Annotated in this window: 23 protein-coding genes; 15 read left to right on the top strand and 8 right to left on the bottom strand. The window is 72.0% G+C overall.

What is annotated here, in order from left to right; all coding sequences use genetic code 11:
• The first annotated feature begins 96 nt into the window (after positions 1 to 96).
• The gene (locus tag FPT20_RS15825) at positions 97 to 1,320 is read left to right on the top strand and encodes a GDSL-type esterase/lipase family protein (RefSeq protein WP_158867071.1); all 1,224 of its coding nucleotides are present in this window, start codon (positions 97 to 99) and stop codon (positions 1,318 to 1,320) included.
• A 16-nt stretch (positions 1,321 to 1,336) separates the two neighbouring features.
• On the opposite strand, the gene FPT20_RS15820 is transcribed toward FPT20_RS15825, so the two are convergent.
• Positions 1,337 to 2,254: a 5'-3' exonuclease gene (locus FPT20_RS15820; protein ID WP_158868294.1), complete on the bottom strand. Its 918-nt coding sequence runs from the start codon at positions 2,252 to 2,254 to the stop codon at positions 1,337 to 1,339.
• A 212-nt stretch (positions 2,255 to 2,466) separates the two neighbouring features.
• Between FPT20_RS15820 and FPT20_RS15815 the strand changes: the two genes are divergently transcribed.
• A complete protein-coding gene (locus tag FPT20_RS15815) occupies positions 2,467 to 2,871 on the top strand; it encodes an NUDIX hydrolase (RefSeq protein ID WP_158867069.1) in 405 nt (134 codons plus the stop codon).
• 200 nt (positions 2,872 to 3,071) lie between these two features.
• Positions 3,072 to 3,956 (top strand): NAD(P)H-binding protein, encoded by an 885-nt coding sequence (locus FPT20_RS15810; protein WP_158867067.1) that lies wholly within the window; start codon positions 3,072 to 3,074, stop codon positions 3,954 to 3,956.
• Positions 3,957 to 4,008: 52 nt separating this feature from the next.
• On the opposite strand, the gene FPT20_RS15805 is transcribed toward FPT20_RS15810, so the two are convergent.
• Complete coding sequence (locus tag FPT20_RS15805; protein WP_158867065.1) at positions 4,009 to 5,712, bottom strand: phospholipase C; 1,704 nt, start codon at positions 5,710 to 5,712, stop codon at positions 4,009 to 4,011.
• 296 nt (positions 5,713 to 6,008) lie between these two features.
• Between FPT20_RS15805 and FPT20_RS15800 the strand changes: the two genes are divergently transcribed.
• The gene (locus FPT20_RS15800; RefSeq protein WP_158867063.1) at positions 6,009 to 6,227 is read left to right on the top strand and encodes a hypothetical protein; all 219 of its coding nucleotides are present in this window, start codon (positions 6,009 to 6,011) and stop codon (positions 6,225 to 6,227) included.
• Positions 6,228 to 6,382: 155 nt separating this feature from the next.
• On the opposite strand, the gene FPT20_RS15795 is transcribed toward FPT20_RS15800, so the two are convergent.
• Positions 6,383 to 7,030, bottom strand: coding sequence for a LuxR C-terminal-related transcriptional regulator (locus FPT20_RS15795; RefSeq protein ID WP_158867061.1), 648 nt, complete (start codon positions 7,028 to 7,030; stop codon positions 6,383 to 6,385).
• The gene (locus FPT20_RS15790; RefSeq protein ID WP_158867059.1) at positions 7,027 to 7,434 is read right to left on the bottom strand and encodes a response regulator; all 408 of its coding nucleotides are present in this window, start codon (positions 7,432 to 7,434) and stop codon (positions 7,027 to 7,029) included. Before FPT20_RS15790 ends, FPT20_RS15795 begins: the two co-directional genes overlap by 4 nt.
• A gap of 74 nt (positions 7,435 to 7,508) precedes the next feature.
• Here FPT20_RS15790 and FPT20_RS15785 point away from each other — a divergent pair, with 74 nt between their 5' ends.
• Positions 7,509 to 10,121 (top strand): hybrid sensor histidine kinase/response regulator, encoded by a 2,613-nt coding sequence (locus tag FPT20_RS15785; RefSeq protein WP_233265571.1) that lies wholly within the window; start codon positions 7,509 to 7,511, stop codon positions 10,119 to 10,121.
• Positions 10,118 to 10,456 carry a hypothetical protein gene (locus FPT20_RS18070; protein ID WP_233265570.1) on the top strand — a complete coding sequence of 113 codons (339 nt, stop codon included), beginning with the start codon at positions 10,118 to 10,120 and terminating at the stop codon, positions 10,454 to 10,456. The genes FPT20_RS15785 and FPT20_RS18070 overlap by 4 nt, the downstream gene beginning before the upstream one ends.
• Before the next feature lie 228 nt (positions 10,457 to 10,684).
• Here the strand turns inward: FPT20_RS18070 and FPT20_RS15780 are convergent, their stop codons facing one another.
• Both FPT20_RS15780 and FPT20_RS17895 read right to left on the bottom strand, forming a co-directional pair.
• Positions 10,685 to 11,623 (bottom strand): helix-turn-helix transcriptional regulator, encoded by a 939-nt coding sequence (locus FPT20_RS15780; protein WP_158867057.1) that lies wholly within the window; start codon positions 11,621 to 11,623, stop codon positions 10,685 to 10,687.
• Positions 11,624 to 11,688: 65 nt separating this feature from the next.
• The gene (locus FPT20_RS17895) at positions 11,689 to 11,859 is read right to left on the bottom strand and encodes a hypothetical protein (protein WP_199245853.1); all 171 of its coding nucleotides are present in this window, start codon (positions 11,857 to 11,859) and stop codon (positions 11,689 to 11,691) included.
• Between the two features lie 170 nt (positions 11,860 to 12,029).
• Between FPT20_RS17895 and FPT20_RS15775 the strand changes: the two genes are divergently transcribed.
• From FPT20_RS15775 to FPT20_RS15750, 6 genes are all read left to right on the top strand, one after another.
• Positions 12,030 to 12,788 (top strand): alpha/beta fold hydrolase, encoded by a 759-nt coding sequence (locus FPT20_RS15775; RefSeq protein WP_158867055.1) that lies wholly within the window; start codon positions 12,030 to 12,032, stop codon positions 12,786 to 12,788.
• Between the two features lie 8 nt (positions 12,789 to 12,796).
• The gene (locus FPT20_RS15770) at positions 12,797 to 13,471 is read left to right on the top strand and encodes an esterase/lipase family protein (RefSeq protein WP_158867053.1); all 675 of its coding nucleotides are present in this window, start codon (positions 12,797 to 12,799) and stop codon (positions 13,469 to 13,471) included.
• A 125-nt stretch (positions 13,472 to 13,596) separates the two neighbouring features.
• Positions 13,597 to 13,971 (top strand): META domain-containing protein, encoded by a 375-nt coding sequence (locus FPT20_RS15765; RefSeq protein ID WP_158867051.1) that lies wholly within the window; start codon positions 13,597 to 13,599, stop codon positions 13,969 to 13,971.
• 38 nt (positions 13,972 to 14,009) lie between these two features.
• The gene (locus FPT20_RS15760; RefSeq protein WP_158867049.1) at positions 14,010 to 15,407 is read left to right on the top strand and encodes a glutamate decarboxylase; all 1,398 of its coding nucleotides are present in this window, start codon (positions 14,010 to 14,012) and stop codon (positions 15,405 to 15,407) included.
• Between the two features lie 56 nt (positions 15,408 to 15,463).
• Positions 15,464 to 16,033 carry a hypothetical protein gene (locus FPT20_RS15755; protein WP_233265569.1) on the top strand — a complete coding sequence of 190 codons (570 nt, stop codon included), beginning with the start codon at positions 15,464 to 15,466 and terminating at the stop codon, positions 16,031 to 16,033.
• A gap of 165 nt (positions 16,034 to 16,198) precedes the next feature.
• Positions 16,199 to 16,366, top strand: a complete 168-nt coding sequence (locus tag FPT20_RS15750) for a hypothetical protein (protein WP_158867045.1) — start codon at positions 16,199 to 16,201, stop codon at positions 16,364 to 16,366.
• 65 nt (positions 16,367 to 16,431) lie between these two features.
• On the opposite strand, the gene FPT20_RS15745 is transcribed toward FPT20_RS15750, so the two are convergent.
• A complete protein-coding gene (locus FPT20_RS15745; RefSeq protein WP_158867043.1) occupies positions 16,432 to 17,997 on the bottom strand; it encodes an ATP-dependent DNA ligase in 1,566 nt (521 codons plus the stop codon).
• A gap of 118 nt (positions 17,998 to 18,115) precedes the next feature.
• Between FPT20_RS15745 and FPT20_RS15740 the strand changes: the two genes are divergently transcribed.
• Positions 18,116 to 18,718, top strand: a complete 603-nt coding sequence (locus FPT20_RS15740; protein WP_158867041.1) for an HdeD family acid-resistance protein — start codon at positions 18,116 to 18,118, stop codon at positions 18,716 to 18,718.
• Positions 18,719 to 19,585: 867 nt separating this feature from the next.
• Entirely contained in the window at positions 19,586 to 20,575 is a 990-nt protein-coding gene (locus FPT20_RS15735; RefSeq protein ID WP_158867039.1) for a phosphotransferase family protein, read from the top strand.
• Between the two features lie 163 nt (positions 20,576 to 20,738).
• Here the strand turns inward: FPT20_RS15735 and FPT20_RS15730 are convergent, their stop codons facing one another.
• Entirely contained in the window at positions 20,739 to 21,056 is a 318-nt protein-coding gene (locus FPT20_RS15730) for a DUF7882 family protein (protein ID WP_158867037.1), read from the bottom strand.
• A gap of 182 nt (positions 21,057 to 21,238) precedes the next feature.
• Here FPT20_RS15730 and FPT20_RS15725 point away from each other — a divergent pair, with 182 nt between their 5' ends.
• Complete coding sequence (locus FPT20_RS15725) at positions 21,239 to 23,158, top strand: sensor domain-containing diguanylate cyclase (protein ID WP_158867035.1); 1,920 nt, start codon at positions 21,239 to 21,241, stop codon at positions 23,156 to 23,158.
• Positions 23,159 to 23,220 lie beyond the last annotated feature (62 nt).

The following is a 23,220-nucleotide window of genomic DNA, read 5'->3' as shown; positions in this document are numbered from 1 at the left end:
TCCCGCGCTCGGATGCGCCCACTACCGACACCTGCGCGCGCCGCCGGGCGCGCGTCCGCTGGTCCGACACCCTCGTTCGGGGATACGGTCGGAGCGGTGCAGTCGGCGAGGGTGACGTTCGGAGCGGCGGTGCGCGGGCGTGCCGCGGCCGGCCTCTGGCGCCTCCGCGCCTCCGCCGCGCGCGGGGGCATGGTCCGGCCGGCCGGTGCGCCGCAGGCGTTCGCCGCCGGGCGCCGCGTGCTGCACGTGCTCCTGGCCGGATCCGGGCCGGTCGTCGGCTGGGGCGTCGGCAGCCATGACCTGGCCCTCCCGGGGGCGCTGGCGCGCGCGCTCGCGGCGACGACCGGGCGCGGGGTCATCGTCGACGTCATGGCGCAGCCGTCCGCGGGTGTGCGGCGGCTGCGCCGGATTCTGCGATCCCGGCGGCTCCCCCGCTACGACGTCGTCGTGCTCAGCGCCGCGGTCGAGGATGCAGTGCGGTTCGTCCCTCCCGCGCGCTGGGCGCACCGGGTCGGGGCGCTCCTCCACAGCACTCGCCAGCACAGCAGCGCTGTCATCGCGTGGCTCGGCGCCCCGCCGATCCGCGGGTTCGACGCTCGGCACGCCCGCGCCCAGGAGGCGATCCGAGCCCATGCCGACCGGCTCAACTTCGTCGCACGCCTCGAGTGCCGGGATGCCGGGGCGCTGTTCGTCCCCCTCGCCGATCCTCCTCATGTGGACGCGGCGCGGCACCGCTCGCCGGCCGACTACCTGTTCTGGGCGCGGACGCTCGCCGACGCCTTGGCGCCGGCCCTGGAGGAGCGACCTCCGGCGCCCGCGCCGGTGCAGTGGCACAGCGCAGACCGGGCGGAGGCGATCGACCGCCTGCGCCTCTCCGAGCGGACGAACGATCCACGCCTGAGCGGCCTGGTCGGCACCGCGAAGCGGACGCTCGGCACCGAGATCGCGATGTTCACGGTGCTCGACGACCGCAGGGAGTGGGCGCTCGCGGCATCGGGGGCAGCGCGTCTCGAGTTCCCGATCGAGCAGTCCGTGTGCCTGTACACCGTCCAGACCAGCGACGGGATGGCCGTGTGCGACGCTCAACTCGACGAGCGGTTCGCCGGCAGCCCGCTGGCGTCCGGTCCCGCCGCGCTGCGCTACTACGCCGGCTACCCGGTCGAGGCTCCCGACGGCACCAGGATCGGAGCGGTGTGCGTCTTCTCGCGCAAGCCGCGGAGCCAGCAGGAGGCGGAGGCCGACCTCGACGTCCTGCGCGAGCTGGCTCTCCTGGCGCAGCGCGAGCTCTGGCAGTGGCAACCCGGCGGGGGCGACTCGTAGGGAGGCGCGGGCCGACTCAGGCCGACGCGTTCTCCAGTGCGGCCACGGCTCGGTCGAGCGAGCCTCCGAGACCCCACGCCGCGCCGAGTTCGCCCAGCCGGGCCCGCTGTTCCTCCGGCAGTCGGCGGATGCTCGCCTCGAACGGCGCCAACTCGAGGTCTCTGGCGACCTCGACGACGCGCGGGGCGACCTCGAGATAACCGGCGGCCGCCGCGAAACGGGCGCGCATCGCGGGCTTCATCGCGCTCGCCGGGTCCTCGGCGGCAGCGATGATGCCGGGGAGGTCCCCGTACTCCGCGAGCAGCGCGGCCGCGGTCTTCTCGCCGACTCCGGCCACTCCGGGCAGCCCGTCGGAGGTGTCGCCGCGCATCGTGGCGAAGTCGGCGTACTGGGCGCCTCCGATGCCGTACTTGCTGCGCACCGTCGCCTCGGTGACGACCTCGAGGTTGCTCATGCCGCGGGCGGTATAGACGATCCGGACGTCGCGCGAGTCATCCACCAGCTGGAACAGATCGCGGTCGCCGGTCACGACATCGACGGGCCGGCGGGAGGTGGCCGCGAGCGTGCCGATGACATCGTCGGCCTCGTGCTCGGCCGCACCGACGACCGGAACCGACAGAGCGTCCAGCACCTCCCGGATCAGCGGCACCTGCGCGACGAGCGGTGCGGGCACCTCCTCGACGTCGACTCCGCCCGGCACGAGCTCGGCGACCCGGTGCGCCTTGTAGCTCGGGATCAGCTCGACGCGCCAGCGGGGGCGCCAGTCGTCGTCCCAGCACGCGACGAGCTCGTCGGGCGCGAAGTCGGTGACGAGCTTCGCGATGATGTCGAGGAACCCGCGGACGGCGTTCACGGGCGAGCCGTCCGGCGCGGTCACCGTGTCGGGCACGCCGTAGAACGCGCGGAAGTACAGGGAGGCGCTGTCCAGCAGCATCGTCCGTCCGGTCACGAGCCGATCCTGTCACGCGCACCACGGCGGCAGCCAGTCTCCGCGAGGGTGCGTTGCCGGTCGTGCGTGCAGCGAACGGAGGATCCCGCGACCGCTCTCGGCCGGAAGAGCCTCCCCGACCCGTCCCCGACCGGCGTGTCCCGGCGGTCCTCCTCCCTGCCCTTCGACGCCACGCGCCGGGCCGGTAGCGTGAGGGGGTGACGTTTCCGCCCCTCCTGGTCGCCGCCGTGGCCGTCGTGCGCGACCGTCGCGTGCTCATGGTGACAGCCCGCGACCGCGACGTGTACTACCTGCCCGGAGGCAAGATCGACCCGGGGGAGACGGCCGTGGAGGCGGCGGCCCGGGAGGCGCGCGAAGAGGTCGCCCTGCGCCTCGACCCGGACCACCTCGAGGAGCTCTTCGACGTGAGGACGCAGGCGCACGGCGAGCCCGAGGGACGCGAAGCGCACATGCGGATGTTCCTCGCTCGGACCGACGCCGAGCCGCGACCCGCGGGCGAAGTCGGTGCGGTTCACTGGGTCGGCACCGGGGACGCAGACCGATGCCCGCCCGCCGGCCGGGAGGTGCTGCGGCAGCTGGAGGAGCGCGGGCTGATCGACTGATCCGGCCATCCTGGGCCGACTTATCCACAGCAGTCCGCCCCCTCGAGTGGTTGAACGGTCACCAGTGGCCCGTAACCGGCCGGGACACGCCGCAGTACAGGGCCACAAGCGACCGCTCAATGGCGGGAGGTGGTCGAGCGGCGGTGCATCCCGGGAGGCGCCTCCTTGCCCGACGCCCTTCCCCGCGGTTGGATGCCGTCATGGAAACCGCAGCCGGCAGCCCCTCGGGCAGCGCCGCCTCCCTCCCCCCGCTCGCCGTCACCGGGGTGACCGGCATGGTCGGCCGGCTGACCGCGGACGCTCTGGCCGACGCGGGCGTGCCGTTCCGTATGCTCGCCCGCGATCCGCAGCGCGCGCCGCACTTCCCCGGGAGCGCGGTGGTGCAGGCGTCCTACGCCGATGCGCCCGCCGCCCGCGCCGCACTGGCCGGCGTCGAGGTGCTCTTCATGGTCTCAGCGGCCGAGAACGCGGACCGTCTCGCCGAGCACTACGCCTTCGTGGACGCGGCCGCGGCCGCCGGAGTCCGGCACATCGTCTACACGTCGTTCTTCGGGGCCGCCCCGGACGCGACGTTCACCCTCGCCCGCGACCACGACGCGACGGAGCAGCGGATCCGCTCGACCGGGATGACGTTCACGTTCCTCCGCGACAACCTCTACCTCGACTTCGTCGAGAACATGGTGGGCGAGGACGGCGTCATCCGGGGCCCCGCGGGCAACGGGCGCGCCGCGATGGTCGCGCGGGCCGACGTGGCGCGCGTCGCGGCCGCGGTCCTCCAGCACCCGGGCGACCACGCGAACATCACCTACAACCTCACCGGCCCGGAGGAACTGACGATGGCCGAGGTCGCCGAGGTGCTGTCGAGCCGGCTCGGTCGCGCCGTCTCGTTCCACGACGAGACCGTCCCGGAGGCGTACGAGTCGCGCAAGCGCTGGCGGGCGCCGCAGTGGCAGTACGACGCGTGGGTCTCGACCTACACCGCGATCGCGGCGGGTGAGCTGGCCGGGGTCACGGGCGACGTCGAGCGGGTGACGGGGCGGCGTCCGCTCTCGCTCTCCGAGTACCTGGAGGCGCACCTCCGCTGACGCGGAAGGGGGCGGTCCGTCCGGACCGCCCCCTTCTGGTCGCGCGCCGCCCCTACGGCTGCGACTTCCACCCGTCTCGCGGGGGCTCGGGCCAGTGCGGCTTGGTCGGGACGACCTTCGCCACGGCCCCGGTCGCCGGGTCGAGCAGGACCTGGCGCTGCTGCGGGTGCGCCCAGTCGAACAGGCCGGCGAGCGAGCCGGCGGTCTCGTCGAAGGAGGCGTCCCCGATCCGGCCGGTGAACCAGTTGTTCTCGATGAAACGCAGGACGCTGGCCTGGTTCGTGTTCGTGTGGTCGATCTTGTTCTGAGCGGCCCACGGCGAGACGACGAGCAGCGGGAGGCGCTGGCTCGGCCCGCAGCGGTCGGCGTAGCCTCCCGCGATCGTCGTGACGCTCGTGCAGACCGCCGAGTCGACCTTCGAGTCGTTCGAGCCGTTGGTGACGGTCGGCGCGACGTGGTCGTACCAGCCGTCCGAGTCGTCGTAGGCGACCACGACGGCGGTGCTCGACCAGTCCTTCGACTGCTGGAGGGCGTTGATCTCGTTCACGAGGAACTTCTGCTCGTCGATCGGGTCGGAGTAGCCGGCGTGACCGTCCTGCGCCTCCGGGGCCTTGAGGAACGAGACCGCGGGGAGGTCGCCCGCCTTGACCGCGGCGTCGAACGCCGTGATGTCGTACTGGTGGTTCGCCTGGTCGGTGTGGCCGATCGCCTTCACCGAGGTCGGCGGAAGGTGGTGCGGGTTCGACGTCGACTTGTAGTACTGGAACGGCGAGTGGTGCGGCGAGTAGTCCTTCGGCGTCGCGCCGCCGATGTTGGCGGTGGTGGCGTCGCACTTGGCGTAGTCGCCCGCCTTGCCGTCCCAGGCGGTGGTCGGCGTGAAGCCTCCCTGGAACCAGCCCCAGGTCACACCACGCGCGTTCAGCAGGTCACCGACGTTCTTGCCGGACATGCCGACGACCGGGTAGGTCGAGGTGTGGTCGTTGTCCGAGCAGTCGTCGTAGACGGGGTCGGGGTCGCCGATCACGGTGCCGACGCCGGCCGCGTCAGGCGACTGCACGGCGGTCGAGGCGGGGAGGACGGCGCCCGTCTTCGGGTCGTAGGCCGTGCCTCCGTGCGTCTGGCCGGAGATGAGGTTGAGCGCGCCGGGGGTGGAGGGGCCGAAGGTCGTGTCCCAGCTGTTGTCGCTCATCGCGTAGTTCTGGGCGTAGTTCCAGAGTCCCGTGACCGTGTTGCCGTCGTAGTAGTCCATGACGAGCCCGGGAGCCCCGTAAGCGCCGGTGCACGCGTCACGGCTCGTCTTCTGCACGAAGAGGTCCATCTTGCCGTTGTCCACGGCGGCCTGCTCGTCGGCGTAGTTGTGGTCCTGGTCGCAGGTCAGCGCCTGCGCCGGGCTCAGCCGCTGGGGCGCGTACAGGTTGGGGTTGCTGGTGAGCGTTCCGCTCGTCACGAGCGTGTTCGCGGAGGGGGTGCCCGCCGCCGCGTGGAACGGGGTGCCGTCGGTGTTCGCCGCATTCGGGTAGGTCCCGAAGTAGTGGTCGAACGAGACGTTCTCGTTGAAGATCACGACCAGGTGCTTGATGGGCGTGGTGGTCTGGTTGGAGTGGTCCCCGTGCGACGAGTGGTCGGGGCCGCCGTCGGTGTCGGCGAGCGCGGGAGCCCCCGCGAGGATGCCGGCGCCTGCGAGGGCGGCGGCACCGAGGAGCGCGAAGCCCGCGACCGCGCCGGACCTGCGGCGCGGACGTGACGGTCTGGACACGTTTCCTTCTTCCTGTGGCGAGACGAAGCCGGGCGATCGCCCGGCGACTGTGATCCTAAGAGCCGCCTCCGGCGCGCCGACCCGGCGTCACCCGGAGTTCACGCGACGGTCACGCCCTCCTCCCCGAACGGGGGGCAAGCAGGGCGCCGCCTCCGCGCGGGTCTGAGAGGTCTCACAGGAGGGGTGCTGCACGTCGGGCGCGGGAATCGGCCGCTCTTCGCGCTGCGAACGAAGCGCATCCGCACCGGGGGCCGGGCCTCCCTTCCCTTTCCCCGCGACCGGCGCACAATGGAGGCGTGTCCCAGGTCCGGTGCCCCCAGTGCGGTGGCAAAGCGCGCACCGAACCGAACCCGTACTACGGCGCCGGACTCGCGGTGCACGTCGAGCTCCTGCACTGTGCGGCGTGCGGCTACTCGGGCTATCGCGAGAACGAGACCGAGAGCGCGCCGGCGGCGACGCCTCCCGTCGCGCGCTCAGGGCTGCGCGGGCGGATCGCCGCGCTGTTCGGCCGGTAGGGCCGCCGGTTATCCACAACGGCCGAGGTTCGTAGCAACTCTGAACCGTCACTAGTGGCCCTCAACGGCCCGCGACACGCCGTGCGCAAGGGCACTTAGTGACCGTTCAACTGTTCAATCGCCCAACCGGCTGACGCTGGCGCGCGCGGGGCAGGTCAGCGGATCCGTACCCGCCCCTGCTGCCACAGCCGCGCGGCAGCGACGCGCGGGTTGGCGAGCTCGTCGGAGTCGACGCCCAGCGCCGAGTAGAGCCGTACGAGCATCGTCTCGACGGCCCGCACGCTGGTTCCGCGCTCGGCCGCGATGCGCCGCGTGGAGGCTCCTGCCGCCACCAGCCGCAGCACTTCCGCCTGCGACCGGGTGACCGACCGCACGTCGCCGTCGGGCTCCGCGGGCGGGTGCGCGCCTCCGATGATCGCCGCATCGACGGCCTCGGCCAGCATGGCCACGTCCCGCACCTGCGACTTCACGAGATAGACGACGGACGGCGGGAGGGCGCCGTCGCCGATGGCGAGCTCGGGGGAGAGGTGCGAGGTCAGCACGACGAGCCCGACCCACGGCAGCTCGCGGTGCACCCGCCAGAGCAGGTCCCCTCCGGAGTGGCCGGTGCCGAAGTCGAGGTCGGTCACGACGGCGTTCGGGTCGGAGCCGGTGATCGTCTCCCAGGCGCTGTCCGCGTCGGTGGTCTGCACCGCGTCCCAGCCGAGCGACCGGAGCGCGGACGCGACCATCGACGCGGTGAACGCGTCGTCGTCCGCGACGACGACGCGGAGCGTCCGCTGCCGTGCTGCCGTGTCGCTCATATGCCCCGGTACCCTGCCTCTCGTGGCCCGTCCCGCGAACCGGAACCGGTCAGCGCCCCCACGGCCGCGACGAACTCAGCGAGCGGAATAGGTTTCGCGAGGTAGCGGACCCCCGTGCCGGCGAGCTCGGCCGGCGGGGTCAGCGCACCGCTCACCACCAGTATCGGGCGGGGGGTGCCATCGTCCCGGTGAGCGAGCAGGTCGAGGGATTCGCTCAGCGAACGTCCGGGGAGCGTGGCGTCGAGGACCACGGCGTCCGGGTCGGCGAGCCCGTGAGGCTCGTCCGGGTCGGCGACGGCGGCGCTGCGGTGGCCGTGCGCCTCCAGGGCCGCCTGGAGGACGGCCCGGATGAGCGGATCGTCGTCGACGATCAGCACACTGGGGGGACTGCTGGCGGAAGGCATGCGGGCCAGTGTAGGCCTCCTACCGAGCCTACAATTCCCCCCATGCGTACCGGTTCGAGAAGGCCGTGGTCCCGATGACCACCCCGGCGGAGGTGCTCCGGCGCAACGGCGTCGACGCCCTGTTCCACGGTCATCCGGACGGCGTGTGCGTCGTCGATCTCGACGGCGCGTTCGTCGAGTCGAACTCGGCGATGTCGCGCCTCCTGGGGTTCAGCGTCGCGGAGCTGCGGGGGATGCCGTTCGATCGGCTCGTGCATCCGGAGTCGGTCGAGCACACCTGGCGCAACTTCCGCACGGCGGTCGCGGGGGAGAACGCGCGCTACATCACCCGGACGGTGATGCCGGACGGCCGCATCCGCACCCTCGACGCGGCGAACATCCCCCTGCGGGACGAGGACGGGTCGGTCGTGGCCGTCCTCGCGATCGCACGCGACATCGGCGATGTCGAGCGGGCGGCCGCCTCGGGCTACGGGAATGACGCGCTCATGCGGATGGGTGCCCGCGTGGCCCGGTTCGCGGGGTGGCTCGTCGAGGTTCCGGAACGGCGCATCGTCTGGAGCGAGGGCCTCTACGATCTCCTCGCGTGGCCGCGCGAGGCGCACCCCGACTCGGCCGAGCTCCTCGCCCTGTTCGAGCCCGCGCAGCGCGCCGCCGTCGCGGAGGCGTACCGGCGCACGATGCGCGAGGGCGAGCCCCTGGACGTGTTCGGCACCATCGTCACGCCGGACGGGAGGCGCATCCACGCGCACCTCGTCGGCGAGCCGGAGCTCGACGCCTCCGGGACCGTCGTCCGGGTGCACGGGGCGTTCCACGACGTGACGGCGCAGGTCCTCCACCGGCAGGAGCAGCGGGCGATGGCGCGGCTGCTCCGGAGCACCCTCGACCAGGTGCACGACGCGATCGCCTTCGTCGGCCGGGACTGGCGGTTCACGTTCGCCAACAGCCCCGCGCTGAAGCTCGCCGCCAAATCCGAGGCGGAGATGCTGCGGAGCACGCTGTGGGAGGTGTTCCCGACGGCCATCGGCACGCAGTTCGAGGAGATCTACCGAGACGCCATGGAGCGCGGCGTCGTCGGCCGCGCCCGTGCCTTCACGCAGCGCTGGCAGTGCTGGTTCGAGGTGAGCGCGCACCCGACCGACGAGGGGATCGCCGTGATCGTGCGCGACGTGTCTGAGGACGAGGAGGCGCGCCGCCGCCTCGACGAGTACACGGAGCGCGTGGAGGCGCAGGCCGCGCTCCTGGACGCCGCGCGCGACGCGATCATCGTGCGCGGCCTCGACGGCACGGTGTCGTACTGGAACCGCGGCGCGGAGACCATCTACGGCATCTCGGCCGAGGAGGCGATCGGCCGCTCGGTGCGCGACCTCATGTACGCCGACCCGGCCGTCTTCGACGCCGCGACCGAGCAGCTGAAGCGCGACGGCTTCTGGGTCGGCGAGCTGACGCACCGCCGGGCGGACGGCACGGTCATCATCGCCGACTGCCGCTGGCAGCTCGTCCGGGACGGCATGGACGGATCGGCAGCGGTCCTCGCCGTCAACTCCGACATCACCGAGCACCGCCGGCGGGAGGAGGCGCGCCACCGCACCCAGCGCATGGAGAGCCTCGGCACCCTGGCGGGCGGCATCGCGCACGACCTCAACAACGTGCTCACGCCGATCCTGATGACCGTCCAGCTGCTGGCGCAGGACGAGACGGACGAACGCAAGCGCCAGCTGCTCGCCACCATGGACGGCGCCGCGCAGCGGGCCGCCGCGATGATCAAGCAGGTGCTGTCGTTCGCTCGCGGGTCGCAGGGCCGCCGCGAGCCGATCGACGTGGTCCGGTTGCTGGACGAGCTGGAGGCGTTCTGCCGGGAGGCGCTGCCGCGCGCGATCGACCTCGAGGTGACCCATCCCGATCGCCTGCCGGCGGTCGTCGGAGACGACACCGAGCTGTTCCAGGTCCTCGTCAACCTCGTGACGAACGCCCGGGATGCGATGCCCGACGGCGGGCGGCTCGTCGTCAGCGCGCGCGAGGTGCCGGAGGGCATCCGTCTGGAGGTGGCCGACACGGGTCACGGCATGAGCGTCGACCTGCTCGGCAGCATCTTCGAGCCCTTCTTCACGACGAAGGAGTCCGGGACGGGCCTCGGCCTGTCGACATCGGCCGGCATCGTGAAGGCGCACGGCGGCGAGTTCGACGTCGTCAGCGCTCCCGGCGACGGCACGACGTTCGGTCTCGTGCTCCCGCGAGGCGAGAGCGCGACCGGCGCAGGCGCGGCTGGAGGCGCGGGCGCGCCCCTCCCGGCCCGTCAGGTGCGCCCCGGAGACGGCCGCCGGGTTCTCGTCGTCGACGACGAGCCGGCGATCCGCGACCTCGTCCGGCAGACCCTGGAGGCGCACGGGTACGACGTGGAGGTGGCGACCGGTGCGGCGGCGCTCGACCTCGTCGCGGACGCGGGTCATCCCTTCGACGTGGTGCTCAGCGACCTCATGATGCCCGGGGTCTCGGGCGATGCGCTCGCTCAGCGGGTCATCGCCGAGAGCCCGGCGACCGCGCTCGTCCTGATGAGCGGGATGCAGCCGGGCGCCGGCGCGCGCGCCGCGGTGGAGCGCGACGGGGCGCATTTCCTCCCGAAACCGTTCACGCCGGCGGCTCTGGTCGACGCGGTCGATGCGGCCCTCGGCGATCGGGCGAGCGGGTGAGCGCCGACCGGGTGCTGAACGAGGTGGTCGCGCCGGCGATGGAGGCGGCCGCCGACGAGCTGGCGAGCGGCGAGCCCGACGCCGACGCCCGCGCGCGGCTGGCGGAGTCGTTGCGGGCGGCCGTCGAGGAGGCGCTCGGTCGGCTCGGCGAGAGGGCCCGCGACCCGGAGGTGCACCGGATCGTCGGGGCCGCGGCCTCGTCGGCGATGGCGCTCTCGCTCGGCACCGGCGCGCCTCTTGGACTGTCGGCGTCGCTCATCGAGGGCCGGTTGCGCGAGGGTCTCGCCCTGATGGCGGCACGGCCCTGGTCACCCGAAGACCAGGGCCGCGCCTGATCGCCTGACGGCGATCGGCCGCGCGCGGCGCCCGGAACCGGGGGAGGGTGGGCGCCCTTGCACGACGGTTCGATCCTCCCAGCGGGAGGTGAACCGTGTGCAAACGATACCAGTACGGACGTGCGGAAAACGAACATTGTCGGAGCGTGTCAACCGGGGTGGCCTCGATCGCGGGGTTTCCGCTCCTTAGTGCACGAAGCATTCGCGTCTGAGAAGCTCCATCGGCGCTCAGCCGCGCAGATTCTCTCCCGGTCCCTCGCGGAAGACCTCGCGGTAGCGTCGCGTGAACCTGCCCTCGTCCCGGAAGCCCCAGCGCTCCGCCAGTGCTCCCATGTCGAAGGCGGCCGGACGCGCCGCCAGTTCGTCGCGTGCGCCCTCGAGCCGGACCCGCTGCAGGCGGACCGCCGCGCTGCCGCCGGTGTTCTCGCGGAAGATCCGGTCGAGCTGCGTCAGCGTCGTCCCCGCCGCGGAGGCGACGTCGCCGAGGGTGATCGGCAGCGAGGCGTAGTCGTCGATGAAGGCCGTTGCTTGCCGGAAGCGCTGCTGGCGCTCCGCGGGCAGGAGGGGGCGCTCGCGCACGTCGCTGCTCAGCCGGAAGCACTCGAGCGTCGACACGGCGAGGCTGTGGAACAAGCTGGCCCGGATGAGCGGGTTTCGGAGGGCGCCGGTGCGCATGTACTCGGAGGCGACATTGGCGAGCGAGAAGATGTGGGCGCTGTGCCTCGCGCTGACCGGGGTCGGGTCGTCGAACGCGACCTCGATCCTGTCGTCGGCGTAGGTGGTCCGGGCGACCTCGGTCAGGGCGCGCTGCGAGAGGTAGAAGTTCGTTAGCTCGATGTCGGCGGCGACGCACGAGAAGTCGTGGCCGGGCCGGAGCATGAAGGGGCTGTGGTAGGCGTCTCCGCGCTGCCCGTCGATCTCCCAGCCGTACGTCCCGGCGGTCACCGTCGCGACGCAGAAGGTGTCGAAGCCGCCCTCGTTCTCCCAGCTCCCGCCGATCGAGTACTGGGCGACCGTCAGGTCGGCGTCGCCCTCCTGCTCCATGTCGAACAGAAAGCCGTCTCCCGGCTCCGACGCGAACGCGAAATGACCGTCGGCCGCCAGGAGCAGCTCGTCCGCCTCCCCCGGGTCGGACGTGCGCCCGCTGAGGCGCGTCAGGTAATCCACAGGGCTCACACTACGCGGGCGGGCCTGCGAAAGTCATCGGCGCCCGGCTGCCGCCCAGGGCGCGTTCAGGTCTTGGACAGCACGTGCACGGGGATGCCGAACGACAGGGCGATGCAGATGATCCCGCCGAAGAAGACGAGCCCCTGCCACGCCGGCAGGGTCGTGGCGACGCCCAAGAGGAAGATGCCGAACAGCATCAGCAGGAAGCACAGGATGAACGCGATGACGCTGCCCATGGTCAGTCCCTTTCCCGGCGAGCGGCCGTCGCCCGCCGATCGGCCGGCTCGCCGCGCCGCACTCCGTGACGAGCCTGGTCCTGTCTTACCCCTTCCGCGCGTCCGGTGCACCCACCAGGACGCGCTTCGGGCGACGATGCGACCGGGCGCCTCCCGGTACTGTGTGCACGGTGACCACTGGCGTGCCCGGGATCCCTCCCCGTTCGATCGTGACCCGTGACGTCGGGACGGCCGCAGGCCCCGTCTTCGTCCTCGTGCACGGCATCGGGGTCAGCTCGCGCTCGTTCGAGCGGGTCATCCCGCTGCTCGCGGAGCGCGGCCGCGTCATCGCGCTCGATCTTCCGGGCTTCGGGCGCGCACGGGAGGAACGGTGGCGCGGGCGCGTGACGATCGGCGACTTCTCCGCCTCCGTCGCCGCCCTGCTCGACGCTCTCGGCGTCGCGGGCGCGGTCGTCGTCGGGCACTCGATGGGCACGCAGGTCGCGACCCGTCTCGCGATCGACCGCCCCGACCTCGTCTCCGGGATCGTCCTCCTCGGGCCCGTCATGGACCCGGAGGACCGGCGGGTGCTCCGGGCCGCGCGCCTCCTCGGCCTCGACACCCTGCGCGAGAGCCTGCGCGGCGACAGCGTGGTGTTCGGCGACTACCTCCGCTGCGGCCCGCGCTGGTATCTCCGGGTCCTCCCGGCGATGCTCGGCCATCGGACCGAGCGGGATGCGGCCGAGCTCCAGGTGCCCACCGTCGTCGTTCGCGGCGCCCGCGACCCGATAGCGCGGTCGCCGTGGGTGACGTCGCTGGCCGGATCGTCCGGCGGCCGCGCGGTCTCGGTGGCCGGCGCGCCCCATCTCGTCATGCACCGAGCGCCGAACCGCACGGCCGAGCTGATCGCGTCGGTGCTGACCGACCCGCGGGCGGAGGCGGCCCGGTGAGGCGCGGGGTGGCGCGGCGGATCGGCGTGGTGGCCCTCGACTACGTCTACGTCATCCGCCACCAGCTGCGGGCAGCTCTCGACAGGAGTTCGCCCGACGCGCTCATCGCCGGCGACGGCACCGGGTCGCCCGTCGTCGTGCTGCCCGGGATCTTCGAGACCTGGCGATTCCTCCGGCCGCTGGCCGAGCACATCCACGAGCTCGGGCATCCGGTGCACGTGGTCACCGCCCTTGAGCGCAACGAGTTCACGCTCGCCGTCGGCACGGAGCTCGTGACCCGCCACCTCGAGGAGCACGACCTCAGCGACGTCACCATCGTCGCGCACAGCAAGGGCGGACTCATCGCGAAGCTGCTGCTCGCCTCCCCGCGGACATCAGGGCGCATCCGCGGTGCGGTCACCGTGGGCACGCCGTTCGCCGGCTCGCGCCTCGCGACTTTCATCCCCATCCCGAGCGTCCGATCGCTGACCCCGAGCGCTCCCGACCTGCAGGCGATGGCCCTGAACCGCGAGGCGAACGCGCGGATCGTCTCCGTGTGGGGGTGGTTCGACCCGCACGTGCCGGGCGGCAGCCGTCTCGAAGGAGCCCGCAACATCGAGCTCGACGTGGGCGGTCACTTCCGGATCCTCGCCCGACCGGAACTGCTCCGCATCGTGGACGAGGCGATCGCCGAGGAGCGCTGAGGCGGCACCGCGCCTCCGCGCCCTTCCGCGCCTCCCACCGGCCAGGTCGGGACTGCCCAGCAGCCGCGCCCGTCGCTATTGTGTCGCCCGACGGCCCGGGCAGGGCCCGGGCGGAAGGGAGCGCCATGCGATCCACGTCTCGTGCGGGGGCGACCGCCCTCGCGTTCGCGGCCGTCGTCCTGATCCTCGGGGGCTGCGCCGGGACACCGAGCGGTGCCGCGGTCGTCGGCGACTGGGGCTCGCAGGCGACGGGGCAGCCGCACCTGACCATCCAGAACGACGGCGCCTTCTCGGGCTCCGACGGCTGCAACAGCCTGAGCGGCAAGGGATCGATCAACGGCGACGTGATCACCTTCGGACCGATCGCCTCCACGCTGAAGGCCTGCGAGGGGGTCGACGAGTGGCTGGGGAAGGCCGCTTCGGGGACCGTCTCCGGCAAGACCATGACGGTGACCGACAGCTCGGGCACCAAGATCGGCACCCTCGAGAAGTCGAACTGAGCCCGGGTCGCGCAGCGGTCCGGTGAGGAGGAGCGAGAATGACCACCCCAGAGAACACCGCCGGTCCCGCCGCCGCGGGCGCCGCCCGAAGCGCGTCCGCGTTCCCGGCCCCCGACGCCCCCGCCTACACCGGCAGGCTCTCCCGCCGCCGGCCGCCGGACAGCCTCCCGGACGAGCCGACCGACCCGGGCAGCGTCTACCGGCTGATCCACGACGAGCTCCTCCTCGACGGCAGCTCCCGGCTCAACATGGCGACGTTCGTCACCACGTGGATGGAGGAGCCCGCTGCGCTCCTGATGGCCGAGGCGTTCGACAAGAACATGATCGACAAGGACGAGTACCCTGCGACCGCCGCGATCGAGAACCGCTGCGTCAAGATCGTGTCCGAGCTGTTCCACGCGGAGCCGGGGCAGCCGACCGGCGCCTCCACGATCGGATCGAGCGAGGCGGTCATGCTCGCCGGGCTGGCGCTCAAGTGGCGCTGGCGGGCCCGGCGCGGCCTCACCTCCGGCGGGACCCCCAACCTCGTGCTCGGATCGAACGTGCAGGTCGTGTGGGAGAAGTTCTGCCGCTACTTCGAGGTCGAACCCCGGTACCTCCCCATGGCCGAGGGCCGCTACATCATCACACCGGAGCAGGTCGCCGAGGCGGTCGACGACGACACGATCGGCGTGGTCGGCATCGTCGGCACGACCTTCACCGGCGAGCTGGAACCGATCGCCGAGATCTGCGCCGCCCTCGACCGGGTCGCGGCGGCCGGCGGCCCCGACGTCCCGGTGCACGTCGACGCCGCCAGCGGCGGGTTCGTCGTCCCGTTCCTCCACCCGGACCTCGAATGGGACTTCCGGCTCCCGCGGGTCGTCTCGATCAACGTGAGCGGCCACAAGTACGGGCTCGTGTATCCGGGCATCGGGTTCGTCGTGTGGCGCTCGCCGGAGCACCTGCCGGACGACCTCGTGTTCCGCGTCAACTACCTCGGCGGCGACATGCCGACCTTCACGCTGAACTTCTCGCGCCCCGGGAACCAGCTCGTCGGCCAGTACTACAACTTCGTCCGCCTGGGCCGCGCCGGGTACACCGCGATCATGGAGGCGCTGCGCGACAACGCCAAGCACATCGCCGACGGTCTCAAGGCGATGGACGTCTTCGACGTGATCACCGACGGCTCGGCCATCCCGGTGGTCGCGTTCTCGATGCGCGGGGACCCCGGCTACACGGTGTTCCACGTGTCGCACGAGCTGCGGGCGCGCGGCTGGCAGGTGCCCGCCTACACCATGCCGCCCGACGTCGAGGAGCTCGCCGTGCTCAGGATCGTCGTGCGGGACGGCTTCAACATCGACCTGGCCGACCACCTCCTGAGCGACATCCGGGAGGTGTGCGACGCGTTGACGAAGCAGGAGGGGGCGCTGGTCAAGCGCACGCACTTCGCCCACTGAGTCCGATGCGGCCGGGAGGCGCGATGGCGGCACGGGGATTGCGGAGCGGGCGCCGTGTGCGCCCCGTCGACCTCGCCGCCGCCTGGGCGTTCGCGGTCGGATCGTCGTGCTTCGCGGTGGCGGCGCTGCCGGTCGTGGCCGAGACCGTCGGCGCCGTCGTCACCAACGCGATCTTCGTGATCGGGTCGGTGTTCTTCACCGGAGGCGCGACCTTCCAGCAGACGAGCACGGGCTGGGCGCCCGCGCGCGTCCCGGACATCCGGTCGTGGTGGGCATCGGGTGTGCAGCTGGTCGGCACGCTGTTCTTCAACGTGAGCACGATGGTCGCGCTCGCCGCGGCCATCCCGGCGGGCGCGGCAGGCGGGACGGGATGGCGGCCGGACGCTTACGGATCCGTCTGCTTCCTCATCTCGAGCGGGCTGGCCGTCGCCGCGGCGACCGCCGGCCGCTCGAGGAGGGAGGCCGGACTGAACCTCGGCGGGTCGGTGCTGTTCGGCCTCTCCGCCGTCGGCGCCTTCGTGCTGCCGGCCACGGGGGTTCCGGTCAGCGAGTTCTGGACGGGGTTCGGGACGTTCGGCGGCGCCGTGCTCTTCCTCTGGGCAGCCGTTCTCTCGATGCGCGCGTGACCGCCTGCCGAGGGCCCCTGCTGGGGTGTTCGCTGAGCGTCCAGGGTCCCGATCTCGCGGGCGCATCCCCCTCCACAATCGTCCGGAAGCGGTCCATAGTGGTGTGCGGCACCTACCCCCGGCCTCCCGATCGGCCGCCCCCACGGAAACACCCAGGATGACCCGATGAAAGACCCCGCACCCGTCGATGTCCCCTGCCCCCGGTGCGACGGCACCATCTCCGTGCTCGCGCGAGTGGAAGGCGACCGACTGAAACTCGACGCCGGCGGATCGTGCGAGGACTGCGGCCTGCGGGTCTTCACCGCCGGCGAGCTCGTCGTCGCCTCCGAGTAGCGGCCTTTCCTTCGAGGGTTCTCGAGCGGCGGGCCGGCGCCCGAATCGGCCGGGCTCTGACGGCGTCAGGCCCGCAGCAGGTCTCGCAGAGTTCCGATCGTGTCCGCCTCGGCGGCTGTCTTGTCGTCGCGGTACCGCTTGACCCGGGCGAAGCGGAGGGCGATCCCTCCCGGGTAACGGCTCGAGCGCTGGACGCCGTCGATCGCGATCTCGACCACCGTCGTGGGGCTCACCCAGACGGTGCCCGGCGTGCGGCGCACCTCGATCTGCTGGAAGTGCTCCGTCTGCCAGCGGAGAAGCTCGTCGGTCAGGCCCTTGAAGGTCTTGCCGACCATGACGTACCCGCCGGGCTCCCCGAAGGCCCCCTCCGGGTCGCGGGCGCCGAGGTGGAGGTTCGACAGCAGTCCCTGGCGCCGCCCCGAGCCCCACTCGACCGCCAGCACGACGAGATCGTAGGTGTGCACGGGCTTGACCTTGACCCAGCTGGAGCCGCGCCTTCCCGCTGCGTACGGCGAGTCGATCGCCTTGACGACCACGCCCTCCTGGCCGGCCGCCAGCGCTTCGCGCGAGACGCGCTCGGCGACCTCCGGGTCGGCCGTGACCTCGCCGGGGATGCGGTGCTCACCGGCCACGCGCTCGAGCTCGGCGAGGCGGACCGAGAGCGGCTCGTCGAGCAGGTCGCGGCCGTCGACGTGGAGCACGTCGAAGAACCAGGGGTGGAGGAGCGTCTCTCGACCGACCTCGGTGGGGGTCGGCGCGCTCCCTCCGGACGCCCCGGGCACCCACCGCGAGAACCGTGACATGGTCTCCTGGAACGGCCGCGGCGCGCCCTCCTCGTCGAGCGAGAGCGTCTCGCCGTCGAGGATGACATCGCGGACCGGGAGGCGACGCACGAGTTCGACCACCTCCGGGAGGCGGTGCGTGATGTCGGCGAGGTTGCGGGTGAAGACGCGGACCTCGTCGCCCGACCGGTGCACCTGGATCCGCGCGCCGTCGAGCTTGTACTCGACCGACGCCTCCCCGGTGGTCTCGAGCGCGGCAGCGGCGGTCGCCGCGGAGGCGGCGAGCATCGGGAGCACCGGACGCCCCACCACCAGGCCGACGCCCTCGAGCTCCTCCGCCGTGCCGGTGAGGGCGAGGCGGGCGGTCTCGCCGAGGTCGCCCGAGAGCATCGCGGCGCGCCGGACGGTGTCGCCGGGGCGTTCGGCGGCCCGGGCGATCGCGTCGGTGAGGACCCCCTCCAGGGCTCCGGTGCGCATCTCGCCGAGGATCACGCGGACGATGAAGTCCTGCTCGCGGCCGGTCGCGCGAGCGCCGAGCTCGCCGAGCTCGCGTGAGCGGTCGGCGACCGAGCCGGCACCGGAGGCCGCGGCCAGCCGGTCGAGCGCGGCGTCGAGGTCGAGGACGGTGAGACCCGCCTCGGCGGCGGGCGAGCCCATCACCGAGGAGACGCCCCGCCAGCCGACGCCGACCCGCCCTTGCCGCGGTCTGCCGACGAGGAAGCCAACGGCGGGCGCGATCTCGTCCGGCTCGAGACCGGCGAGCAGCCGCGCGAGGGCGTCGACCTTGGCGAGGCGCGACCGAGTGGAGGCGACAGCCTCCGAGGTGTCGACGAGCGCAGCGAGAAGCACGCTGTCATCCTCCCACCGGCCTCCGACGCCGCCGCGGAATCATGCATAGACGAGCGGCCCGGCCGGGCGATAGCGTGCGGACATCGGGGGATCGGTCTTCCGGGAAAGGGGTTCCACCATGTCCGGCTCTCAGCCTTCGGGGTTCGCCTCCATCTCGCTCGACGGACGCGACATCACCAGGTCGGCGATCAACGGCGTCCGCGTCGCGCTCGGCATCAGCGGCGCGGTCGCACTCATCATCGGCGTGATCATGGTCTTCTGGCCCAAGTCGGCGGCGGCCGGCCTGGTGATCCTGCTGGCCATCACGCTGCTCGTCTCCGGCATCTCGTACCTCGGCATCGGCATCTTCGCGCGCGGGCTCTCGGGAGGGACGCGGGCGCTCGACATCATCGTGGGCCTCCTCCTGGTGATCGCGTCCATCCTCGCGTTCGCGAACCTCGGCGGCACGACGGTGTTCCTCGCGGCCTTCCTCGGAGTCCTGGTCGGCATCGCGTGGATCATCGAGGGCATCGTCACCCTCGTCCAGCTAGGCGACGCGCCGTCGCGCGGGTGGGCCCTGTTCTACGGGATCCTGGGGATCATCGCGGGCATCGTCCTCCTGTTCTCGCCGGTGTGGGGGATAGCGGTGCTCTTCCTCATCGCGGGCATCAGCCTCATCGTGCTCGGGGTCATCCAGATCGTCCGCGCCTTCACCTTCGGGCGGGGGATCGAGACGGTGTAGGAGGGGCGGTCGCGGCCTCTGCGGGGGCCGTCGCCTCGTGCATACCTAACGCGCCTCGTGCGTACCTAACGCGCCTCGTGCATACCTAGCGTGCCTCGTGCATACCTGACGCGCCTCGTGCATACCTAACGGAGGAGATTCCGCCGTCTCGCGCCCGGGCTCTCCTCCGTTAGCCGTCTCTCGAGGCGTGTCAGCCCGAAGTCTCCTCCCTTGCCGACCCGGCCCAGACTCGTGGAGTGCGTGGGTTGAGGGTTGACGCGCGTGGTTGATGCGCGCGGTTGACGGGTGCGGGTGATGCGTGCGATTGACGGCTGCGGTTGACGGGGCGCGGCTGTGCGGGCGCCCGGTTGTCGGACGACGACCCGTCAATTGTTGACGGGATTTTGTCCTCCACATTGAGGACACCCGTTCGGGTCGCTACCGTTGTTCTCACCGGGATGCCCGGCCTGACGTGGAAACGAAATCCGACCTTGCGATGACGTCTCAACCCGACACGAACGGCGGGCATCCCGTAATCCGTTAAACGCGTGGCTCTGACCGGCCGCGCCGTCGGCGGGCTCGCGCGCGCATCGACCGGGCCGGGCCGCCCGCGCATCGGCCGGGCCGCCCGCGAATCGGCCCGGCCGAGTCCGTCGGGCCTGCCCGCCCGCGCATCCGTCCGCCCGCGCCTGTCCGTCGACCCCTCGCGGGCCACCCACCCCGTTATCCACACCCCGGCCCGGGTTGAACGGTTGAACGGTCGCCAGTTGCCCCGATCAGCGCGCGACACGCCGTGCCGCGGGGCCAGAGGTGACCGTTCAGCGGTCATCGGGAGCGTACGAGGAGGCGACGGGCGGGCGCAGGGCCGCTCACGGGTACCGTTGCTGCATGGGGGCGACGAGCGACAGGCTCCGGTGGGCCGAACTGCCGGGCGAGGTGACCGAGGAGATCGCGCGGGTGCTCGGCTCGCCCGTGACCGACGCGCGGGACCAGCGCACCGGCTTCTCCCCGGGGCTGGCTGCACGGGTCGGCACCGCCGACGGGAGGCGCGCCTTCGTCAAGGCCGCGCCGGACAGTCTCGGCGCGGCCGCTTCGCTGTACCGGAGGGAGGCGCGGGTGCTGCGGCTCCTGCCCGATGGCCTGCCGGTTCCGCGCCTCCTCGGCACCGTCGATACGGGCGAGTGGTTCGGGCTGGTAGCCGAGGAGGTCGACGGCCGCCATCCGGCCGGCCCAGGCGGTGAGAGCGATGAGCCCGCCGCCCGGTCGGACGCTTCGATTTCACCGGCGGGCCGCTCCGCGTCGCCGCCGTCCACGACCGATGTGGAGGCGGTCCTCGACGTCGTCGCCGCGGCTCCCCGGATTGCAGACAGCGGCCTCCCGTCGCTCACCGACGAAATCGCCGTCGATGGGTGGGCGGTGCTCGCCTCCGGGCACGACGACCGGCTCTCACCGTTCGAACGCGAACAGGCGACCACGCTGGATCGCCTGTCCCGGGAGGCGCTGGCGCACCTCCACGGCGACCGCCTCGTCCACCTCGATACTCGCAGCGACAACGTGCTGCTCGACGCGGCCGGTACCGTGTGGCTCGTCGACTGGGCGTGGGCGTGCGTGGGCGCGCCGTGGATCGACGGCCTCTCGATGCTGCTCGACGCGCGCATGGCCGGTGCCCGCGACTCCGAGCGGATGCTCGGTCATCCCGCGTTCGCCGACGTGCCCGCGGAAGGGGTCGATGCGCTGCTCGCCGCGCTGGCCGGAACGTTCCGGCTCAGTTCGCTGCAGCCTCCACCTCCGCGCATGGGGGCGCTCCGTGGGTTCCAGGCGAGGGAGGCGGACGCGGCCCTCGACTGGCTCGCCGAGCGGTGGCGGCACCGCGGCTGAGCTCGTTCTCCCCAGGCTCGCTAGCCGTTGAACGACTGAACGGTCACCAAGTGCCGCCATTCGTCCCCGACACGCCGTGCCTAAGGGCCACGAGTGACCGCTCAGCGCCGCCCCGGCCACCCGCAGCCGCCCGGGCCACCCGCAGCCGCCCCGCGCCCCGCGCTCAGACCGAGACGACCAGCTCCGCCCGCAGCGGCTCGCCCTGCCGGTCCGTGACGACGAGCCCGCCCGAGCCGTTCGCCGAGACCATGAGCGACTCCACCCAGTCGCGCTCGAGGTGCGGCGCCTCCTCCGAGTCGTACTCGAACCGGAGCGGGATGCTCGGATCGAGCCAGACCGTGGACCGCCCGATGGTGGGCTGCCTCCACGACAGGACGAACCCTTCGCGCCGGCGCAGCTTGTTCACGATGACGGTCTCGAGGTGCGCGAGGACCTCGTCGTCGAATCGGATCTCGACGCCGTCGTAGTGCAACGTACCCACGACGGAAGGTTAAGAGAGCCCTCTCCGCCGACGCACGAATGAGCGCGGAGGGCTGTTCGCAAGACGAATACCCCCGATACGGGGCACGATTCCCCGGCATTACGCGCATTTCGGGCACAGCCCGCGCAATTCCGCACCGCTCAGCGGATGGAAAACAGATTTATTGGGGATACGTTGAATGCATGGAAGATGTTGCCCTCCCGGAAGCATCGGAGCGGCAGCGTCTCGAAGAGTGCGTCAAAGAGCCGATCCGCACGCCCGGCCGGATCCAGTCGCACGGCGTGCTGCTCGCCGTCGACCCCGTCACGTTCGAGATCACGACGGCCAGCGAGAACGCCGCCGAGTGGCTCGGGCGGAGTCTCACCGAGCTCGGCAGCCCGACGATCGAGTGGACCGTTGCCGCGCAGACGAACGGCGACCCCGTCCGCGTCGAGCTCGCCGGTCGCTCGTTCGACGCGGTCACCCACGCCTCGCCGGACCGCATCCTCATCGAGCTCGAGCCGGTGTCGGGTTCGCCGGACCTCCCGAACCCCTCCGTGGTCGGCGCGATCCGGACCCTCGGCATGATCGCCGATGCGGAGCAGTTGCGCCAGGCGGCCGCGGAGGAGGTCAAGCGGATCACCGGCTTCGATCGCGTGATGGTCTACCGTTTCTTCGCGGACGGCCACGGCGAGGTCGCCGGCGAAGCGTGCGAGCCGGACATGGACTCGTACCGCGGTCTGCGGTTCCCCGCCTCCGACATCCCGCAGCAGGCTCGCTCGCTCTACCTCACGAAGATCTCCCGTGCCATCGTCAGCACGAGTGACGACGGCACGGCGCTGCTGTCGACCGACGCCGGAGCACCTCCGCTCGATCTCAGCGAAGCCGAACTCCGCGCAGTCTCGCCGCACCACCTCCAGTTCATGCGCAACATGGGCCAGGCGTCCACCGTCTCGTTCTCGCTCATCCACGACCAGCGGCTGGTCGGCATGATCACGTGCGCGCACCGGACCACCCGGCGCATGCCGATCCTCCTGCGCCGGGCCCTGGAGGTGCTGGCCACGCAGCTGACGCTGCAGCTGTCGGCGCTCGAGTCCATCGCCCACCTGCGCCGTGACCTGGAGGTGCGCGAGCGCCGGTCCGCGCTGCTCGGCGAGCTCCCTCCCGCCGACGACGCCCTCCTCGCGCTCGTGCACAACGGCACGGCGCTCCTCGAGCTCGTGGGCGCCGACGGGGCCGTCATCGCGCTCGACGGCGTGAGCCGCAGCATCGGCGAGGCGCCCCTCGGCGACCGGAGCCTCCTCCTCGAAGCCGCCGGGATCGAGCCGTTCGAGACGCACGAGGTGTCACGGACCCACCCCGCGCTGTCGACCCTGACCCCGGGCTTCGCCGGCCTGATGGTCGTGCCGGTGGCCGGTCACGGCGTGCTCCTCTTCTTCCGCCGCGAGGTGACCCAGGTCATCCGCTGGCTCGGCGACCAGACCGCCTCCAACCGGGAGACGCCGCTCTCGCCGCGCAACTCGTTCTCGGAGTGGCGGCAGAGCGTCCAGGGCATGGCGCCGGCCTGGGGGAGGACCGTCGAGGAGGCGCGCGACCTCGGCCGCGACCTCGCGCGCGCGCTCGACCGGGGGCGCGAGAGCCGGCTGGCCCAGCTGGCGCTCGTCGACCACCTGACCGGCCTCCACAACCGACGCTCGCTCGAGCGGGCCCTGGTGGAGGCGGTGGCGCGCGGCGACGAGGGAACCCTCCTCTTCATCGACCTCGACCGCTTCAAGTCGATCAACGACCGTCACGGGCACGAGACCGGCGACGCGGTGCTGCGGGAAGTCGGCCGTCGGCTGGCGCGCAGTTCGCGCGGGTCCGACATCATCTGCCGCCTCGCCGGCGACGAGTTCGTGATCCTCAGCGCCGGCACGTCAGCCGACGAGGGTCAGGCCTTCGCCGAGCGGCTCGTCCAGGCGATCGACGAGCCGATCGACACGGACCGGGGAGCCATGACGGTCACGGCGTCGTGCGGCATCGTGCCGCTCGACGGGAGCCGCAGCCCGATGTCGCTGCTCGACGCCGCGGACGCCGCGATGTACCGGGCCAAGAACGCGGGACGAAACCGCACCGCGCGTTAGACGGGATTTCGGATGCCGAACACGTCCGGTCAGAGGTGACGGGAATCGTGGGATACGTTTAT

The sequence above is a fragment of the Leifsonia sp. AG29 genome (assembly GCF_009765225.1).
GTDB lineage: Bacteria > Actinomycetota > Actinomycetes > Actinomycetales > Microbacteriaceae > Leifsonia.
This window is presented reverse-complemented; position numbering and strand designations above follow the sequence as displayed.

What these genes read in the sequence shown, in the direction of transcription:
- FPT20_RS15790 (WP_158867059.1), bottom strand. Translation starts at nt 7,434, where the DNA reads ATGCCTTCCGCCAGCAGTCCCCCCAGTGTGCTGATCGTCGACGACGAT.
- FPT20_RS15765 (WP_158867051.1), top strand. Translation starts at nt 13,597, where the DNA reads ATGCGATCCACGTCTCGTGCGGGGGCGACCGCCCTCGCGTTCGCGGCC.
- FPT20_RS15795 (WP_158867061.1), bottom strand. Translation starts at nt 7,030, where the DNA reads ATGAGCGACACGGCAGCACGGCAGCGGACGCTCCGCGTCGTCGTCGCG.
- FPT20_RS15810 (WP_158867067.1), top strand. Translation starts at nt 3,072, where the DNA reads ATGGAAACCGCAGCCGGCAGCCCCTCGGGCAGCGCCGCCTCCCTCCCC.
- FPT20_RS17895 (WP_199245853.1), bottom strand. Translation starts at nt 11,859, where the DNA reads ATGGGCAGCGTCATCGCGTTCATCCTGTGCTTCCTGCTGATGCTGTTC.
- FPT20_RS15820 (WP_158868294.1), bottom strand. Translation starts at nt 2,254, where the DNA reads ATGCTGCTGGACAGCGCCTCCCTGTACTTCCGCGCGTTCTACGGCGTG.
- FPT20_RS15785 (WP_233265571.1), top strand. Translation starts at nt 7,509, where the DNA reads ATGACCACCCCGGCGGAGGTGCTCCGGCGCAACGGCGTCGACGCCCTG.
- FPT20_RS15750 (WP_158867045.1), top strand. Translation starts at nt 16,199, where the DNA reads ATGAAAGACCCCGCACCCGTCGATGTCCCCTGCCCCCGGTGCGACGGC.
- FPT20_RS15725 (WP_158867035.1), top strand. Translation starts at nt 21,239, where the DNA reads ATGGAAGATGTTGCCCTCCCGGAAGCATCGGAGCGGCAGCGTCTCGAA.
- FPT20_RS15740 (WP_158867041.1), top strand. Translation starts at nt 18,116, where the DNA reads ATGTCCGGCTCTCAGCCTTCGGGGTTCGCCTCCATCTCGCTCGACGGA.
- FPT20_RS15735 (WP_158867039.1), top strand. Translation starts at nt 19,586, where the DNA reads ATGGGGGCGACGAGCGACAGGCTCCGGTGGGCCGAACTGCCGGGCGAG.
- FPT20_RS15760 (WP_158867049.1), top strand. Translation starts at nt 14,010, where the DNA reads ATGACCACCCCAGAGAACACCGCCGGTCCCGCCGCCGCGGGCGCCGCC.